At 73.9% G+C, this 16,062-nt stretch carries 12 protein-coding genes; 6 read left to right on the top strand and 6 right to left on the bottom strand.

The window, feature by feature from the left end; all coding sequences use genetic code 11:
• Positions 1-78: 78 nt before the first annotated feature.
• Positions 79-828, top strand: coding sequence for a hypothetical protein (locus BM288_RS14320; protein WP_143103082.1), 750 nt, complete (start codon positions 79-81; stop codon positions 826-828).
• On the opposite strand, the gene BM288_RS10140 is transcribed toward BM288_RS14320, so the two are convergent.
• A complete protein-coding gene (locus tag BM288_RS10140; protein WP_318255476.1) occupies positions 713-2,491 on the bottom strand; it encodes an ATP-dependent helicase in 1,779 nt (592 codons plus the stop codon). The genes BM288_RS14320 and BM288_RS10140 overlap by 116 nt on opposite strands.
• Positions 2,476-3,372, bottom strand: a complete 897-nt coding sequence (gene nudC, locus BM288_RS10135; protein ID WP_318255475.1) for an NAD(+) diphosphatase — start codon at positions 3,370-3,372, stop codon at positions 2,476-2,478. Before nudC ends, BM288_RS10140 begins: the two co-directional genes overlap by 16 nt.
• Before the next feature lie 58 nt (positions 3,373-3,430).
• Between nudC and BM288_RS10130 the strand changes: the two genes are divergently transcribed.
• Positions 3,431-4,531 carry a phosphotransferase gene (locus BM288_RS10130; protein ID WP_143103081.1) on the top strand — a complete coding sequence of 367 codons (1,101 nt, stop codon included), beginning with the start codon at positions 3,431-3,433 and terminating at the stop codon, positions 4,529-4,531.
• On the opposite strand, the gene BM288_RS10125 is transcribed toward BM288_RS10130, so the two are convergent.
• Positions 4,517-7,660, bottom strand: a complete 3,144-nt coding sequence (locus tag BM288_RS10125; protein ID WP_092918487.1) for an ATP-dependent DNA helicase — start codon at positions 7,658-7,660, stop codon at positions 4,517-4,519. The genes BM288_RS10130 and BM288_RS10125 overlap by 15 nt on opposite strands.
• Positions 7,657-10,752, bottom strand: a complete 3,096-nt coding sequence (locus BM288_RS10120) for a PD-(D/E)XK nuclease family protein (RefSeq protein WP_177220347.1) — start codon at positions 10,750-10,752, stop codon at positions 7,657-7,659. Before BM288_RS10120 ends, BM288_RS10125 begins: the two co-directional genes overlap by 4 nt.
• A 199-nt stretch (positions 10,753-10,951) precedes the next feature.
• Here BM288_RS10120 and BM288_RS14495 point away from each other — a divergent pair, with 199 nt between their 5' ends.
• Entirely contained in the window at positions 10,952-11,170 is a 219-nt protein-coding gene (locus BM288_RS14495) for a DUF3107 domain-containing protein (RefSeq protein WP_177220346.1), read from the top strand.
• Positions 11,170-11,475, top strand: a complete 306-nt coding sequence (locus BM288_RS10110) for a hypothetical protein (RefSeq protein WP_092918483.1) — start codon at positions 11,170-11,172, stop codon at positions 11,473-11,475. The genes BM288_RS14495 and BM288_RS10110 overlap by 1 nt, the downstream gene beginning before the upstream one ends.
• A gap of 22 nt (positions 11,476-11,497) precedes the next feature.
• On the opposite strand, the gene BM288_RS10105 is transcribed toward BM288_RS10110, so the two are convergent.
• The gene (locus BM288_RS10105) at positions 11,498-12,223 is read right to left on the bottom strand and encodes a ferritin-like fold-containing protein (RefSeq protein WP_177220345.1); all 726 of its coding nucleotides are present in this window, start codon (positions 12,221-12,223) and stop codon (positions 11,498-11,500) included.
• A gap of 86 nt (positions 12,224-12,309) precedes the next feature.
• Between BM288_RS10105 and BM288_RS10100 the strand changes: the two genes are divergently transcribed.
• The gene (locus BM288_RS10100; protein ID WP_092918479.1) at positions 12,310-13,887 is read left to right on the top strand and encodes a DEAD/DEAH box helicase; all 1,578 of its coding nucleotides are present in this window, start codon (positions 12,310-12,312) and stop codon (positions 13,885-13,887) included.
• A gap of 95 nt (positions 13,888-13,982) precedes the next feature.
• Here BM288_RS10100 and BM288_RS10095 read toward each other — a convergent pair whose 3' ends face one another.
• Complete coding sequence (locus BM288_RS10095) at positions 13,983-14,894, bottom strand: PHP domain-containing protein (protein ID WP_092918477.1); 912 nt, start codon at positions 14,892-14,894, stop codon at positions 13,983-13,985.
• Between the two features lie 109 nt (positions 14,895-15,003).
• Here BM288_RS10095 and BM288_RS10090 point away from each other — a divergent pair, with 109 nt between their 5' ends.
• On the top strand, positions 15,004-16,020 hold the full coding sequence (locus BM288_RS10090) for an endonuclease/exonuclease/phosphatase family protein (RefSeq protein WP_092918475.1): 1,017 nt from the start codon (positions 15,004-15,006) through the stop codon (positions 16,018-16,020).
• Positions 16,021-16,062: the final 42 nt, after the last annotated feature.

Here is a 16,062-nt window from a genome sequence, read left to right as displayed (position 1 = left end):
AAGGGCCTTCGTCCTCAGCTCCGGCGCGCCTGTGGAGAACTGCCGACGCGATCGGCCGGATCGGCGCACCATGCGCCCATGCTCCGACTCGACCCGCACCTGGCCGTCTTCCGCTCCGCTCCCGACCGCATCGTGATCGGGGCGCAGCAGCCGGTTGCCGTGCTCGACGCCGACCCGCCAACACTGCGCGCGATCGCCGCCATGACGCGCGGGGTACTGCCGCAGGAGCTCGAGCAGCTCGTCGGCGGCGTGCACGCGCAGTCGCTGCTCACCCTGCTGGCGCCCGCGCTCGTGGACGCGGCACCGGCCGTGCCCGTGCTCGTGCGTGGACGCATCCGCCTCTCTGAGCAGCTGCATCGGGCGGTCCGCGACTCCGGGCATCCCGCGGGCAGCGACGGCATCGTCGTGCCGGTCGCGCCCTGGCGCATGCCGGCCGCGGAGACCGAGCGGCTGCTCTCGTCCGGCGCCGCGCACCTGCCGATCGTGCTCGGCGATGCCTGGGTGCAGGTCGGGCCCTACGTGAGCGCGGGTGGCGGATGCGTGCGGTGCACTCCGCGGGACGGCACGCTGCTGCCCGCGCACCTCGTGCCGGAGGCGGGCGCGATCGCCGCGGCGCAGACGGTGGTGACCGTGCTCGATGCGCTGCGGCGCGCGGCCGCAGGCGCGCTGCCCGAGGGCTGGGCGGTGCAGATCAGGCAGCGCGACGGCGCGGTCAGCGCGCTGCGGCGCCGCCGCCCGTGCCAGCACCAGCGCGACCGCCGGCCGACCGGCCGGCCCGAGCGCCCTGCGGCGGAGCCAGCTCGGCGAGGAAGCGCGATGGCTGCCTGACGGCGTGGCCGGAGCTGTGCGCGAAGGTGAGCGAGAGCGTGCGCTCGGCGCGGGTGATGGCGACGTAGAGCAGCCGCCGCTCCTCGTCGATCTCGGCGAGGGTGGTCGCGTGCGAGACCGGCAGCAGCCCCTCGGCGAGCCCCACCACGTGCACGTGCTGCCACTCGAGGCCCTTCGCGGCGTGGATGGTGGCGATCGTGACGGCGGCCACGGTCGGCTCGTGCTCGGTCTGCGCACGGCGCTGCAGCTCGCGGGCGAAGCCGGGCAGATCCGTGCCGCCCGCCTCCTCGGCGAGGGTCACGAGCGCGTGCAGCGCGTCCCACTGCGCGCGCTCCTCACCGTGGGTTGCGGGCGCCTCGGCGCGGTAGCCGAGTCCCATGACGATGTCGGTGACCGACTGGAACACCGGCCGGTGATCGGCGGGCGCGCTGCGCAGCATCAGCACGGCCCGCTTGACGACGGGGATCTCGAAGAAGCGGGCGGCGCCTCGCACCGTCGACGACAGTCCGACGCTCGCGAGCGCCTGCTCGATGAGGCCCGACTGGGCGTGGAAGCGAGTGAGCACGGCGATGCGGCCGGGGTCGGTGCCCGCGTCGACCTGGGCACGGCAGGCGGCGGCGACCGCTGCTGCCTCCGCCGAGTCGTTGGCGTGCACGCTCAGGCTCGGCTCGCGGCCGGGCTCCCCCGATGCCGCGGTCAGCGTCAGCGCGTCGCGGCCGCGCATGAGCCGGTTTGCGCATCCGACGATCGCGGAGGTCGATCGGTAGGAGCGCTCAAGCCGCACGACCTCGGCGTCAGGGTGCTCGTGGATGAAGCGGTTCATGCTGGCCGCATCGGCGCCCGCGAAGGAGTAGATCGTCTGGCTCGGGTCGCCGACGACGCAGATGTCGCGGCGCTCGCCCAGCCAGGCGGCCAGCACCCGCTGCTGCATGGGCGAGACGTCCTGGTACTCGTCCACGGTGAAGTGGCGGTAGCGCGAGCGCACTTCGTCGGCCACCACCGGTTCGCGCTCGATCATGCCGGCGGTCGCCAGCAGCACGTCCTCGAAGTCGATCTGGCGCCGCTCGTCCTTGACCCGCTCGTACGCCATGTGGAGGTCGATCATCGCCTCGGGTGCGATGCCGGTGGGCATCGGGCGGACGCGTGCCAGCACCCCGTAGTCCTCCATGGTCATCGCCTGCGACTTGCGCCACTCGATCTCGCCCGCCGCGTCGCGCAGCTGCGCGGTCGGCAGCCGCAGGCGCAGCTGGGCGGCCGCATCGGCGACCGTCGCCGCCTTCTGCGGCAGCAGCTTGGGCATGTGCGAGCCGGTGATGCGCGGCCAGAAGTGCGACAGCTGCGCGAGCGCGGCCGCGTGGAAGGTGCGCGCCTGCACCCGGCCGGCGCCGAGCCGCGCCAGGCGAGTGCGCATCTCCCCCGCCGCGCGCGAGGTGAAGGTGAGCGCGAGCGAGGCGTGCTCCGCCTGCTCGCCGGTGGCGACGGCGTAGGCGATCCGGTGCGTGATCGCGCGCGTCTTGCCTGTGCCGGCGCCGGCGAGGATCGCGACCGGACCGCCGAGCGTGGTCGCCGCCTGCCGCTGCTGCTCGTCGAGGCCGGCGAGGATGCGGTCGGCGTCGGTGATGGGCGCATCCGCCGTCGACGCATCCGTCATCGTTCGAGCCACGCCTCGAGGATCCAGGAGGCGATCGAGGTCGAGCCGGGCAGCTGCACGACGCCGGCGCGCAGATCGTCACGGCTGAACCAGCGGACGTCGAGGATCTCGACGCCGTCGGGCACGATCGCGTCGGGCTCCGGAGCGACGCACTCGAAGCCGAGCATCAGGCTGCGCGGGAACGGCCAGGGCTGCGAGCCGAGGTAGCGCGGCTCGACCACGCGCAGCCCCGTCTCCTCGCGCACCTCCCGCACGACGGCGGCCTCGAGGGATTCGCCGGGGTCGACGAAGCCGGCGATCAGCGAGTAGCGACCCTCCGGCCAGGCGGCGTTGTGCCCGAGCAGGATGCGCTCATCGGCCTCGTCGTGGATGGCGACGATGACCGCCGGGTCGGTGCGCGGGAAGTGCGGGGCACCGCTGTCGGAGCGGCGCACCCAGCCGGATTCCTCGAACGTGGTCGGCAGCCCGTCGACGGGGCTGTGGTGGCTCTCGCGCTGCCACACGCCCAGCGCGACCGCCTGCACGAGCACCCCCGCGTCGGCGTCGTCGAGCTCGGCGCCGACCTCGCGCAGCGAGCGCCACTCGGCGCCCTCCACCTCGAACGGCTCGGCCACGAGCATGCTCAGCACGATCGCGCCCTGCTCCCCCGGCGCCTCTGGCGCGAGCCTGCCCAGCCAGCTCGGCGGCACGGCCGGCTCGACGGCCACTGCGGTCGGCGGGAGCGCATCCGGAGCGAGGCGCACGAGCCTGCCCTCGCGCACCGGCGAGCGATCGCCGGCGACGACGATGAGCCGTGTGGAGGGCTGCTCGAGTGCGCGCGCGACGGCGTCGGGCGCGATCCTCGCGACGTGGTCGCGATCGAGTCCCGATCTGGCAAGCGGGGGTACCTGCACGTCACCTCCGTCGCGTGGCGCGGCCTCCTGCGAGCGAGGTCGGCCTAGCCTGGCATCCATGAGCACGAACCCCTTCACTCTAGCCGCGCTCGCCACCACCGCAGTCGGCGGCCTCGAGGTCGTCGGCGCGACGGAGGACGGCTCCGACGAGCATCGCTCCCTGGTCGCCGCGCGCCTCGCCGACGGCGAGACCGTGCAGGTGGTGCTGCCCCGATCGGTCTCCGCGCTGCGCAGCGCGAAGGAGCACGCGTCCGCGCTCAGCGCCCTCACGCTCGCGACCCGCTCGCGGCTGCCGTTCGAGGTGCCCTCGGTGCTGGGCACCACCGAGGCCGGCAAGTCGACGCTGTTCGTGCTCACCCGGCTGGGCGGCTCGACCATGCGGCTCTCCGACATCTCGCCCGCGAAGCCCGGGCTGGCCGTGAGCGTCGGCCAGGCGATCGCCGCGATCCACGAGCTGCCGACCTCCGTCGCGGCGGACGCGGGGCTGGCGAGCGAGAGCGCGGCGTCGCTGCGCGCGCGACTGCTGGAGACCTTCGACCGCGCTGCCGCCACCGGATCGGTGCCGACGGCGCTCCTGCATCGCTGGGAGACAGCGCTCGGCGACGACCGGCTCTGGCAGTTCAAGCCGACGCTCGTGCACGGCGACCTGCAGGCGCCCGCCTTCCGGGTCGAGGGCTCGCGCGTCGTCGGACTCGACGGCTGGCACGGGCTCTCGATCGGCGACCCAGCCCGCGACCTGGCATTCCTGCTGGGCTCGAGCGAGTTCGGCAGCGTCGACGAGGCCTTCGAGGCGCACGCCGCTGCACGCGGCATCGGCGATCGCCAGGTGCGGCAGCGGGCGATGCTGCACGCGGAGCTCGACATCGCGCGCTGGCTGCTGCACGGCGTCGAGCGCGACGACGCCTCGATCATCGAGGACGCCAAGGGCATGCTCGCCGGCCTGGTCGCGCGGGTGGACAGCGATCAGGGCGCGGCGATCGCGCCGGAGCGGCTCGAGACGATGGATCTCACGGGCGTGCAGGAGTACCTGGGCGAGGCGGCGGCCTCGGCGCCCGGCGAGCAGCCGACGGAGGTCATCGAGAACCCCATGGCTCGCGACGCCGATGCCTCCGGCGAGGACGAGACCGGCCGCATCGGCGGCGCCTCAGCCGAGCGCTGAGGCCTCCGCCACCGCCTGCTGCGCGCGCAGCCACCGGGCCTCGAGCTCGCCGAGCGACTCGATGCGATCGGGCCTGATCGTCGTGTCGTGCTCGACGAAGTACAGCTCTGCGTCGACCTGCTCGGGATCGAGTCCCGCATGCGCCGCATACGCCGCCCGGTACAGCGCCAGCTGCAGCTGTCGCGACTCGAGGTCGGCCGCGCCGGAGGGCAGGCGCCCGGTCTTCCAGTCGACGACCGTCGCGCGGTCGCCGTCGCGGTAGACGGCATCGATCTTGCACACCACCGTCGTGCCGGCGAGCGGCAGGTGGATCTCGATCTCGGTCTCAGCGGGCTCCCTGTCGCCGTACGGCGAGGCGAGGAAGGTCTGCTTGAGCCGCTCGAGACGCTCCGCGTCGATGCCCACGAGGTCCTCGTCGAGCGCCTCGTCGTCGACCGCGTCGCCGAGCCCGATGGCGCCGTCGCGGCGCTCGACCCAGCCGTGGAACAGCGTGCCGAGCCTGGTCGCCGCGAAGGGCTGCTGGGGCATCGGGCGCGCGATCTGCCGCGCCACGGCGACGGGGTCGGCCGCCCAGTCCTTGAAACCGGATGCGGCGATGCGGCTGGGCAGACTCAGGGTCGTCTGCGCGCGGTCGGCGAGCAGCAGTGCGATCGCGTCGTCCCACGGGGTCGCCTGCGACGGGTCGGCCGCGTCGACGCGGGCGGCGGCCCGCTCGACCTCCGGCCGTCGCCTGCCGAGGGGATCGACGGGCCACGAGACCACGGCGGATCCGCCCGCCCGCGGGTTGCCGTCCTCCTTCGAGGCGGGTGCGAGCAGCTCGACGCCCATCGTCTCGGCGGCGAGCTCGAGCAGCCGGGTCGGCTTCGCCGGCGTCGTGCCGGTGCCGTACCACTGGGCGCCCGAGAGCCAGAGCGCCCGGCGCGCGCGGGTGACGGCGACGTAGGAGAGGCGGTCGCCCTCCGAGGCGCCGTGCTCGGCGAGCTCCGCGAGGAACGCCCCGCGTGCGGCGAGGTAGTCGTGGATGGTCGGCTGCTCGTGCTCGAGCTGCGGCAGCATCGCCGCGTCGCCGCGCAGCGGGAACGGCAGCTTGCCCCAGTCGAGCCAGCCCCGCGAGCTTGGGTCCTTCCGCGCCTGCGCCAGCCGCGGCAGCGCGACGACATCCCACTCGAGACCCTTGGAGGCGTGCATGGTGAGCACCTGCACCACACCGGGTCGCGGCTCCTCCTGCGGCGCATCGGGGCCGCGCCCGCGCTCCACCGCCTCGAGGTAGGTCAGCAGCGCTTCGAGCGTGCCATGCTCGTCCGCCGAGGCGAACGCCTGCACCTCGCGCGAGAAGGCGTCGAGCGCCGCACTCGTGCGGCCCGGGTTCGCACCCACCTCGATGTCGAGGCGCAGCGCGCGCTCGACCGTGCGCACGTAATCGGGCAGCGGCATCCCGGCCTGTCTGCGCAGCTCGCGCAGCAGCGTCGCCGCCTGCCGCATCCGTGCCGTGCCCTCGTCGCTCGCGCCCTCGAGCGCAGTGCCCTCGGTGAGCGCGTCGAGCGCGTCGACGATCGACGACGATGCCTCTGCGACGACCGCGGCGCGATCGCGGTCGCGCTGCTCGTCGCTCAGCCCCGCGCGCGCCATGCGCTGCGCGGAGCGCTGCAGCGCCATCAGGTCGGCGACGCCGATGCGCCAGCGGCTGCCGGCCAGGAGTCGCACGAGGCTCGACCCCTCCTCCGGACGGCCGAGCACCCGCAGCGCCGCGACCAGGTCGACGACGGCGGGATCCTCGAGCAGGCCGCCGCCGCCGGTGCGCGACACCGTCAGGCCACGGGCGGCGAGCGCGCTGGAGAGGTCGATGGCGTGCCCGTGCGTGCGCACGAGCACCGCGGCGGTGGCGTCGCCGCTGCCTGCACCGTGCTGCCGCAGCCATGCGGCAAGCTCGTCGGCCTCCTCGTCGACGGTGCTGCAGTGCCGCACGGCGACCTCGCCGGCGCCCGCCCCCGCGCGCGCCGAGAGCTGCTCGACCGGCACCTCGGGGCGCTTCGGCAGCTCGTCGGCGATGACACCCGCGAGCTGCAGGATCGCGCTGTCGTTGCGCCAGCTCGTCGACAGCGTCGCCTTCGCCGTGGCACCGAAGTGGCGCTCGAAGAGTGCGAGGGTGCCGGCGCTGGCCCCGCGGAAGCCGTAGATGGCCTGGTTGGGGTCGCCGACGGCCATCACCGGGGTGTCGTGGAAGATCTTGCCGAGCAGCTCGAGCTGCAGCACCGAGGTGTCCTGGAACTCGTCGAGCAGCACGAAGCGGTGCCGACCGCGCAGCTCATCGACGGCGCCGCCGTGCGCGAGCAGCGCGTCGAGGGCGAAGCGCACCTGGTCGCTGAACTGCACCACGCCCAGGCGCCGCTTCTGCTCATCGAACGCGTCGACGAGCTCACCGAGCGCCGCGAGCGCGCCGACGCGGGCGATGTCGGCGTCGAAGTCCTGCTGCGCCTTCTGCGCAAGGGCGCGCTTCGCGGCGGGGTCGGGCGGCAGATCGGCCTTCGCGGTGAACGCCGCCGCGTAGCCCGCCCGCCGCAGCTGCTGCGTCGAGACGTGGTGGTCGCCGAGCTCGCCGGCCAGACGGAGCACGTGCTCGGCGACTCTGGTGGCGGTGCCGATGCCCGCGAGCCGCTGATCGTCGGATGCGCGCGCGATGCGCAGCGCCAGCAGCAGCGCCGCGGGATCGGACAGCACCTCCGAGTCGGGATCGCGCCCGATGAGCAGCGCCCATTCCTTGAAGAGCGTGCCGGCGAACGAGTTGTAGGTCTGCACGACCGGCTTGCGGGTGGCGACGACCTCCTCGTCGACGAGCTTCGCGGCAGCCAGCTGCGCGAGCTCCTTGTCGAGCCGCTCTGCCAGTTCGCGCGCGGCCTTGCGCGTGAAGGTCAGGCCCAGCACCTCGTCGGGCATGGCGTGGCCGTTGGCGACCAGCCAGAGCACGCGCTGCGCCATGGTGTGGGTCTTGCCGCTGCCAGCGCCGGCGACGACGAGCGTCGGGGCGTGGGGTGCCTGGATGACCGCTCGCTGCTCGTCGGTGGGCGGCAGCGGCCGCTCGCCCTTCGCTGCGGCGAGCAGCTGCGCGAGCTCGTCGGGGCTGTACGTCATTCGGTGACCTCCGGGAGGACGTGGATGGAGCACTGGCCGAAGGAGAAGTCGTCGTAGCAGTGCTCCGCCGGCGATGCCGAGAACGCTGCACCGCCCATGGTCTCGATCGCGGCGTGCAGGTGCTCGGCGAAGTGCTCGCGCACGGCATCGAACTCGGGCGTCTCGACGACCTTCTTGGCGGCGCCGATCCGCGGCATGAAGAGCCGCGCCTCGGTCTTCGACGCGGCGGGCACGCCCTCGATCGCGCCGAGCGAGACCGCGAACTGGTACGCCCGCAGCTGCAGGTTGCCGAGCTCGGCGTGGTTGTCGGGCTTGCGCTTGCCGGTCTTCAGATCGACGACCCGCACGGTGCCGTCCTCCCCGTGCTCGAGCCAGTCGATCGAGCCCTTGAGCTGGCTGCCGTCGTCGAACGCGACCGTGAAGCGCGCCTCGTGCTCGCCCGCCTCGACCCGCCAGCGCTCGCCGCGCAGCTGCTGGAAGTAGTCCGCGATCTGTGCGGCGACCGGCGGGATGTCGGCGCGCTGCGCCGCTGCCTCCCAGGTCGACTCGTGCACCAGCTCGCCCACCCGCGCGCCGATCGCTGCCTCGAGTGCCGCCGCATCGGTCGGGTCGGTCGTCTCGACCGCCTCGTGCACGATCGTGCCGAACCCCGCTGCGCGGTTGGAGGTCGAGCCCGCGAGCCGGTCGATCACCCAGGCGACCTGGCACTCGTCGAGCTTCTGCAGCGATGAGGGCGAGGCGACGACGGCATCGTCGAGGTCGAGCCGCGTCGCGGTGCTCACCGCAGCGAGCCCCGCCCACTCAGCGGTCGCGGCGCCCGGCACGCCCTCTGCAGCGAGCCGCTGCAGGGCCGCGGCTGCCGCCGCATCGTCGCGCTCGACGACGCGCCTGCGCAGGTGCGCGGCGAGCGAGCGCAGCGAGTGCCATGCCTCCGCGTGGGGCGGCACGCGTGTCGCGCCGGCCGTGAACGGCGAGGGCTGCTCATCGTCGCTCTCGACCGCCGCGAGCACAACGGTGGTGCGCGCGGTCGAGACGGCCTTGGCGAACGTGCGCAGCTCGTCGTGCAGCACGGCGGTGCGCGCGTCATCGGTGCCGTCGCCGTCGAGCCGGTTGGCGCTCAGCAGCGAGCCGCGCGGGCGCAGGTTGGGCCAGACGCCCTCCTGGAGGCCGGCGACGACGACGGTGTCGAGCTCGCGCCCGACGAACTGGCCGGGCGTGCCGATCGCGACCCTGGCGCCCTCGGTGCGGGCCGCGAGCGAGTCGTCGTCGACGCTGGAGGCGAGCCAGGCATCGACGAAGCCGCTGGTGTCGATGTCGGGCCGGCGCTCGATGAGTCGGGCAACCTGGTCGAAGAGGGCCACGACGGCGTCGAGCCGCCGATTCGCGAGCGCCCGCTCGACGCTGCCGCCCTGGAGCGCCGCGCGCTGCCAGGTGTCGGCGACGCCGGCGGCCGCCCACACCGCCCACAGCACCTGGTCGGCCGAGGCAGGCGCCTCCGCCTCGACGAGCGAGTGCGCGTCGAGCACCATCTGCGCGAGACGTCGCGCCGCAGCGGCGCCGGCGCGCGCCCCCCGCAGCTCGACGAGGTCGTCGGGCTGCGCGATGGCTGCCCGCAGCAGCTCGGCTCCGGGCACGTGCACCTCGCCGCCGTCGGCGATGATGCGGTGCCGGAGCGCCCGCTTGAGCCGGCGCACCGCCAGCGCGTCGAGCCCGAGCAGATCGCTGCGCAGCAGCTGCTCGACGAGCTCGCCGGTGAGCGGCACGCGCCCGGTCGCGAGTGCCAGCACCTGCACGAGCGCCTCGACCACCGGGGCCTCCCGCAGCCGCGTGGGGCCGCCGGAGGCGATGGGCACGTCGAGGGCCGAGAGCATCGAGGCGAGCTCGGCAGCCGCACGGCCGGTGCGCACGACCACGCCGATCGAGTCGTGCGGAACGCCGGCCACGCGCCGGTCGTGGATGACGCGCGCGATCTGCCGCGCCTGCTCCTCCAGGGAGTCGGCGACGCGCAGCTCGACGACGTCCTCCACGGCGGCGGCAGCAGCAGCGCCGCGATGGTCGCCCGCGCCCGCCGTGCCGATGCCCTCCGCGAGCTTCGCGGCGAAGGCGCGCACACCGGCGCCGTGGCGGTGGTCGTGCTGCAGCACCAGCCGATGGCCGGGCCGGTCGGCGAAGCCCAGGCGGGCGGGCAGCGCCGCAAGCAGGCCGGGGTCGGCGCCGCGGAAGCCGCCGGTGGTGGTGTCGGGATCGCCGAACGCGATCACCGTCGCTCCTCGGCCACGCAGCGCCTCGAGCAGCACGACGGCGCCCTCGGTGAGCTCCTGCGCGTCGTCGACGAGCACGAGCCTGGGCACGGGCACATCGGTGGTCGCGATCCTCGTGGCCGCCGTGCGCAGCAGCGAGGCGGCGGTCACGGCGTCGGCGCCACGCCGCTCGAGCCGCTGCAGCCGCTCGAACTCCGCCATGAAGGCGCCGGCCGCGACCCACTCGGGGACGTCGCGCTCCCTGCCCAGCTGCGCCAGCGCATCCGCCCCGATCCCCCGCTCGGCGGCAGCGGCCATCAGCTCGCGCAGCTCAGCGCGGAAGCCCGCCTGCTCGCGCACCTCTGGCCCCAGGTGCTCGGGCCAGTCGGGGCCGGCGGCGAGGCCCGTCGCCGCGTCGTCGGCATGGCCGGCGAGCATGGCGGCGATGATGCGATCCTGCTCGGCGCCCGAGAGCAGCTGCGGGGCCGGGCGGCCCTCCGCGAGCGCGGCAGCGGTGAGCACGGCGTGGGCGAACGAGGGCATCGAGCGTGCGAGCGGGCCAGGGGTGACGAGCGCTGTGCGCGCAGCCAGCCGGTCGCGCAGCGCCGTGGCGGCTTGGCGCGATCCCGCCACCACCAGCAGCTCGGCGGGCTCGAGGCGATCGGTGCGCCCCCGATCGAGGCGGTCGGCGGCCAGCTCGACCAGCGTGACGGTCTTGCCGGAGCCCGCGACGCCGAGCACGATGGCGGATGCGTCGGCAGGCAGCGCGAGCACGGCGAGCTGGGAGGCGTCGAGGGTCGGCGACTGGTCGGTCGCAGCGGGTTCGGCGGTCACAGCGGTTTCGGCAAGCACAGCGCCACGGTATCGACGGCCGCCGACACCGGCCGCGCGGCCCTCCGGCTTCGGCGTTCGCCGCGCGCGGTGGACCCCGGAGAGACCGCCCTTCCGTGCCGTCCCCTCGACCTCAGCGCCGGAGCCCGTCTCGGCCCCGGGTGTTCGCCGCCGGCGGACCGTCGCTGGGACGGCGCGGCGATCGCCTATCCTCAGGAGCATGGACATCCGCATCGGCATCAAGGACTCTGCGCGAGAGATCGCGTTCGACTCGGCTCAGACCGCCAAGGAGGTCGAAGAGCTCGTGGTGGCGGCGCTCGAGTCCGGCCACCTGACGCTCGACGACGCCAAGGGTCGCCGCTACATCGTGCCCAGCAACGGCATCGCCTACGTCGAGATCGGCAGCGAGTCGACGCGCAAGATCGGGTTCGTCGCCTGATGATGCCCATCCTGGTGCTCGTGCCCATGGTGATGGGTGCGGCGATCGGCCTGCTCGCGCGCTACCTGCTGCCCGGCCGCGAATGGGTGGGGCTGTTCCTCAACCCGCTGGCCGCCGCCGCGGCCGCCGGCCTGGTGTGGACGATCGGCGCCCTGATGGGCGCGACCGCCGACAACGGCTGGCTGTGGCTGCTGAGCCTGCTCGCCTCGCTGATCGTGGCGGTCGTGATCCCGCGCGTGCTGCCCAACCGGCGCGCGCACGCCGACGAGCGCTACCTGACGGAGCTACGGGCGACGAAGGCCTGATCGGCCTCAGTGCCGCCGCGACTCAGGCCGTGAGGCCGAGCTCGTCCATGCGGCGGGTGTGCGAGGCGACGATGTCGTTGAACGCCGGCTCGAGCCTCGCCTGGCTCGGCACTGCGCGCCCGGTCGCATCCGGGCCGTTGACCGCCAGGTACATCTGCAGCAGCACGTCGCCGACCAGTCGCCTGCCCCAGACCGCCATGCGATCGGAGAGGCGAGGCGTGCCCTCGATCGCCTCGAGCAGCAGCCGCACCATGTGCGGGTGGGCGCTCTCGCCGCGCAGGGCGCGCAGCATGGCGTCCTGATCCTCCTCCGGCAGACCCGGCACGATCGCGACGAAGAAGTCCTCCAGCAGGCCCGACACGACGTGGATGGCGAGCAGCTGCTCGTACCAGTCGGCGCCGTCGATCGCGCGGGTGAAGTCACGGGTGGACTCCGTGAACGGCCGCAGCGCCGCATCCGCCTCGACGTCCTCGCCGTCCAGGATGCGCGCGAAGGCACCCGCACGGCTCGCGTGGATGCGCACGACCTCGGCGAGCGCGATGCGCGCATCGAGCGAGGGCGCCTGCTCGATCACGCCGCCGGCCTTGGCGACCAGCGCCAGCTCGAGGGCGAGCGCCTGGCCGACGAAGGGCACCAGCGCAGGCCGCACGTCGGAGAGCAGCACCCTGTCCCCGAGCACCGGCGCCCGGTGCTGTCGCAGGAGCTGGCGCGTCACGTCGCGCGGCGTCCGGTCGAACCACTTCACCACGTCCAGGAGTCTAGAGGCGAGGCGGAGCGATCGGACGCATGCCGCCGGTAGGATCGTCGGAGCATACGAACAGGCGGAACACTCCTTTGACTTTCCAAGACCTCAACATCGAAGCCGACATGGTCCAGGCGCTCGCCGACCGCGGCATCCTCGAGCCCTTCCCGATCCAGCAGCAGACGATCCCCCTCGCGCTGTCCGGTCAGGACATCATCGGCCAGGCGAAGACCGGCACCGGCAAGACCTTCGCCTTCGGCCTCCCCCTCTCCCAGCGGCTGGGCGCGACGCCCGGACCGGGCGTGCAGGCGCTCATCGTGGTGCCCACGCGCGAGCTCGCCGTGCAGGTGACCGAGGACATGGAGCTCATCACCTCCAACCGTCCGACGACGGTCGTCTCGATCTATGGCGGCAAGGCCTACGAGGGCCAGATCGACCAGCTGAAGGCCGGTGCCCAGATCGTGGTCGGCACCCCCGGCCGCCTCCTCGACCTCGTGCAGCAGCGCATCCTCGATCTCGGAGGCGTCAAGGAGATGGTGCTCGACGAGGCCGACCGCATGCTCGACCTGGGCTTCCTGCCCGATGTCGAGAAGCTGTTCTCGAAGGTGCCGGAGGTGCGGCACACGATGCTGTTCTCGGCCACCATGCCGGGCGCGATCGTGGCGCTGGCGCGGCGCTTCATGTCGCGCCCGCTGCACATCCGCGCCGCCGGCGTCGACGAGACCATCGCGCAGGCGAACATCGAGCACATCGTCTACCGCGCGCACTCGCTCGACAAGGACGAGGTCGTCTCGCGCATCCTGCAGGCCGAGGGCCGCGGCAAGGCCGTGGTGTTCACGCGCACCAAGCGCGCCGCCTCGCGCCTCACCGAGGAGCTCATCGACCGCGGCTTCAACGCCGCCGCCGTGCACGGCGACATGAGCCAGGAGGCTCGCGAGCGCGCCATGGCGCAGTTCAAGGCGGGCAAGAAGGATGTGCTGATCGCCACCGACGTCGCCGCGCGCGGCATCGACGTCGACGACATCACGCACGTCATCAACCACACGCTGCCCGAGGACGAGAAGGCCTACCTGCACCGCGTGGGCCGCACCGGCCGCGCCGGCCGCACCGGCATCGCCGTCACCTTCGTCGACTGGGACGACCTGCACAAGTGGGCACTGATCGACCGTGCGCTCGAGTTCAACAGGCCCGAGCCGGTCGAGACCTACTCGTCGAGCCCGCACCTCTACAGCGACCTGAACATCCCCGAGGGCGTCAAGGGCCGTCTCACGACGACCCCGCCCAACAAGGAGGCCAAGCGCGAGGGCGTCGCACCCGGCGCCCGCGGCGAGCGCGGCGGTCGCAGCAGCGGTCGCAGCGGCGAGCGCACCAGCGAGCACAGCAGCGAGCGCACCGAGGGCGAGGGCCGGCGTCGGCGCAGCCGCGGCGGCCGTGGTCGCTCCGGCGGTGGCAGCGGCGAAGGACACAGTGCGGATGCGTCGACGCAGTCCCGCGACCAGCAGTCCGGTGGCGAGCAGACCGGCGGGCAGCAGGTCGAGGGCCGCGGCACGCACGACGGCGGCGGCAACGAGCACCACGACGGCAACGCGGCGCCGCGGCGCCGGCGTCGCCGTCGCTCCGGCGGTGGCGGTGGCGGTGGAGCGAACGCGCCCCAGGCCCCGCAGGCCTGACGTCCAGCGAGCATCGAACGGCCGTCCCGCAGCAGCGGGGCGGCCGTTCTGCATCCGGCCCGTGCGTGTGGCCCCGCATGTGACTGGCGGCCCCCTCAGACCGGCAGGACGGGTGCCCAACCGGTCGCGCGGCGCACGATCTCGGCGACCACCGCCGCATCCGTGGTGTGCTCCCCCAGCCGGTTCGGCTTGCCCGAGCCGTGGTAGTCGCTCGAGCCGGTCACGAGCAGGTCGAGCCGGTCGGCGTCGGCGAGCAGCCGCCGACGGTCGCGCTCGTCGTTGTCGCGATGCCAGACCTCGACCCCGTCCAGACCGGCCGCGACCAGGTCGCCGAGCACACCCATCCGCAGCACCGGCCTGCCCCGACCGCCCGGGTGCGCCAGCACCGACACGCCGCCGGCCTCGCGGATGATGGCGATCGCCTCCTCGGGCGCGGGCGCGCGGTGCGGCGTGTAGTAGCCGCCCTGCCAGTGCAGGATGCCCTCGAACGCTGCGGAGCGGTCGGTCACGATGCCGAGCGAGACGAGCGCGTCGGCGATGTGCGGCCGGCCGATCGTCGCGCCCGGCGCCGAGTGCTGCTCGACGTGCTGCCAGGTGAGCGGGTAGTCGCGGCCGATCGCGTGCACCATCCGCTCGGCCCGCGTGATGCGCTCGGCGCGGATGCGCTCCCGCTCGCCCATGAAGGCGGCTGACTCCGGATCGAGCAGGTAGCCCAGCACATGCACGCTCGCCGGGCCGATCTGGGAGGAGAACTCGACCCCGGGCAGCAGCGCGATGCCGCTGGCGTGCGCGGCTTCGGTCGCCTCGACCCAGCCGGAGACGGTGTCGTGGTCGGTGAGCGCGACGACGCCGAGCCCCGCGGCCGCGGCGGCGCGCACGACGTCGCCCGGCGCATCCGTGCCGTCGGACTCGCGCGAGTGCACGTGCAGGTCTGCCGGGCCAGCCGCGGTCCAATCGAACGCCGCTGGGCCTGCTGCGCCGGCACTCGCCCGACCGTCTCGCTCCATGCCGCCAGCCTACGCTCGCGCGCCAGCACCCGGTCCCGGGCGCGGGGGCGTCCCGCCTGCCCTCGCGCGGCCACAGCGCAGCCCTGCGCGCATCGCCTACGCTCGCAGGGTGCTCGCGATCCTCGGCTGGCTGCTCGCCCTCGTGATCGCGGCGTGCCTGACGGTCGCCGCGTGGCCGCAGGCGTTCGGCCTCGAGCAGGCGCCGGTGGTCGCGCAGGTGGTCTCCATGCGCATCGGCGTGGTCGGCATCGCGCTGGTGCTGCTGCTGCTGTTCCTGTGCTTCGTCGGCTGGCAGCGGGTGCGGCCGTTCGTGCTCGGCGTCGCCTCGCTGCTGCTCGTGTTCGCGCTCGTCTCGACCGGCATCCACGTCTCGCGCGGGCTCGACACCGGTCAGTCGATCGGCGACGACGACCTCGTCGTGCTCACCTGGAACACCCTCGGCGACGAGCCCGGCATCGACGAGATCGCGCGCGTCGTCGACGAGACCGGGGCGGATGCGGTGATGCTGCCGGAGACGACGCTGCCGTTGGGCGTCGGGGTGGCGGAGCGGCTGCGCGAGCTGGGCAAGCGCTTCTGGGTGCACACCACCGGGTACTCCCCCTCCTACGGGGCGCTGAACACGACGCTGCTCATCTCGGCCGAGCTCGGCGAGTACACCACCGACTCGGAGGTCGGCGGCACCCGCACGCTGCCGACCGTCGTCGCGCGTCCCGACGACGGCTCCGGTCCCGTTTTCGTCGCGGCGCACCCGGTGGCCCCGGTGCCGCAGCAGATGCGCAACTGGCGCGCGGATCTCGAGTTCGTCGCGGGGCTGTGCGACGGCTCCGACTCGGTGGTGATGGCCGGCGACTTCAACTCGACCGTCGACCACTGGTGGCGGTTCCGCACGGAGCTCGACGGCGGTGGCATGGGCGATCTGGGCGTCTGCCGCGATGCGGCCGCGGCGGTGGGCGCCGGCGCGGTCGGCACCTGGCCGACCTGGGCCCCGCCGTGGCTGGGCACCAACATCGACCACGTGGTGGCGACCCCCGACTGGACGCCCATCGCGGCCCGCGTGCTGACGGGGCTCGACGACTCCGGCACCGACCACCGCCCGGTCGTGGTGCAGCTGCGCCGCACGGGCTGACGCGCTCCGCGCTCGCCGCGACGGCCGTCCATCGGCAGGCCG

Origin of the sequence: Agrococcus baldri, from assembly GCA_900114805.1 — a bacterium.
Classification (GTDB): domain Bacteria; phylum Actinomycetota; class Actinomycetes; order Actinomycetales; family Microbacteriaceae; genus Agrococcus; species Agrococcus baldri.
Note: the sequence above shows the minus strand (reverse complement) of the source record. Positions and strands in the feature narration are given on the sequence as shown.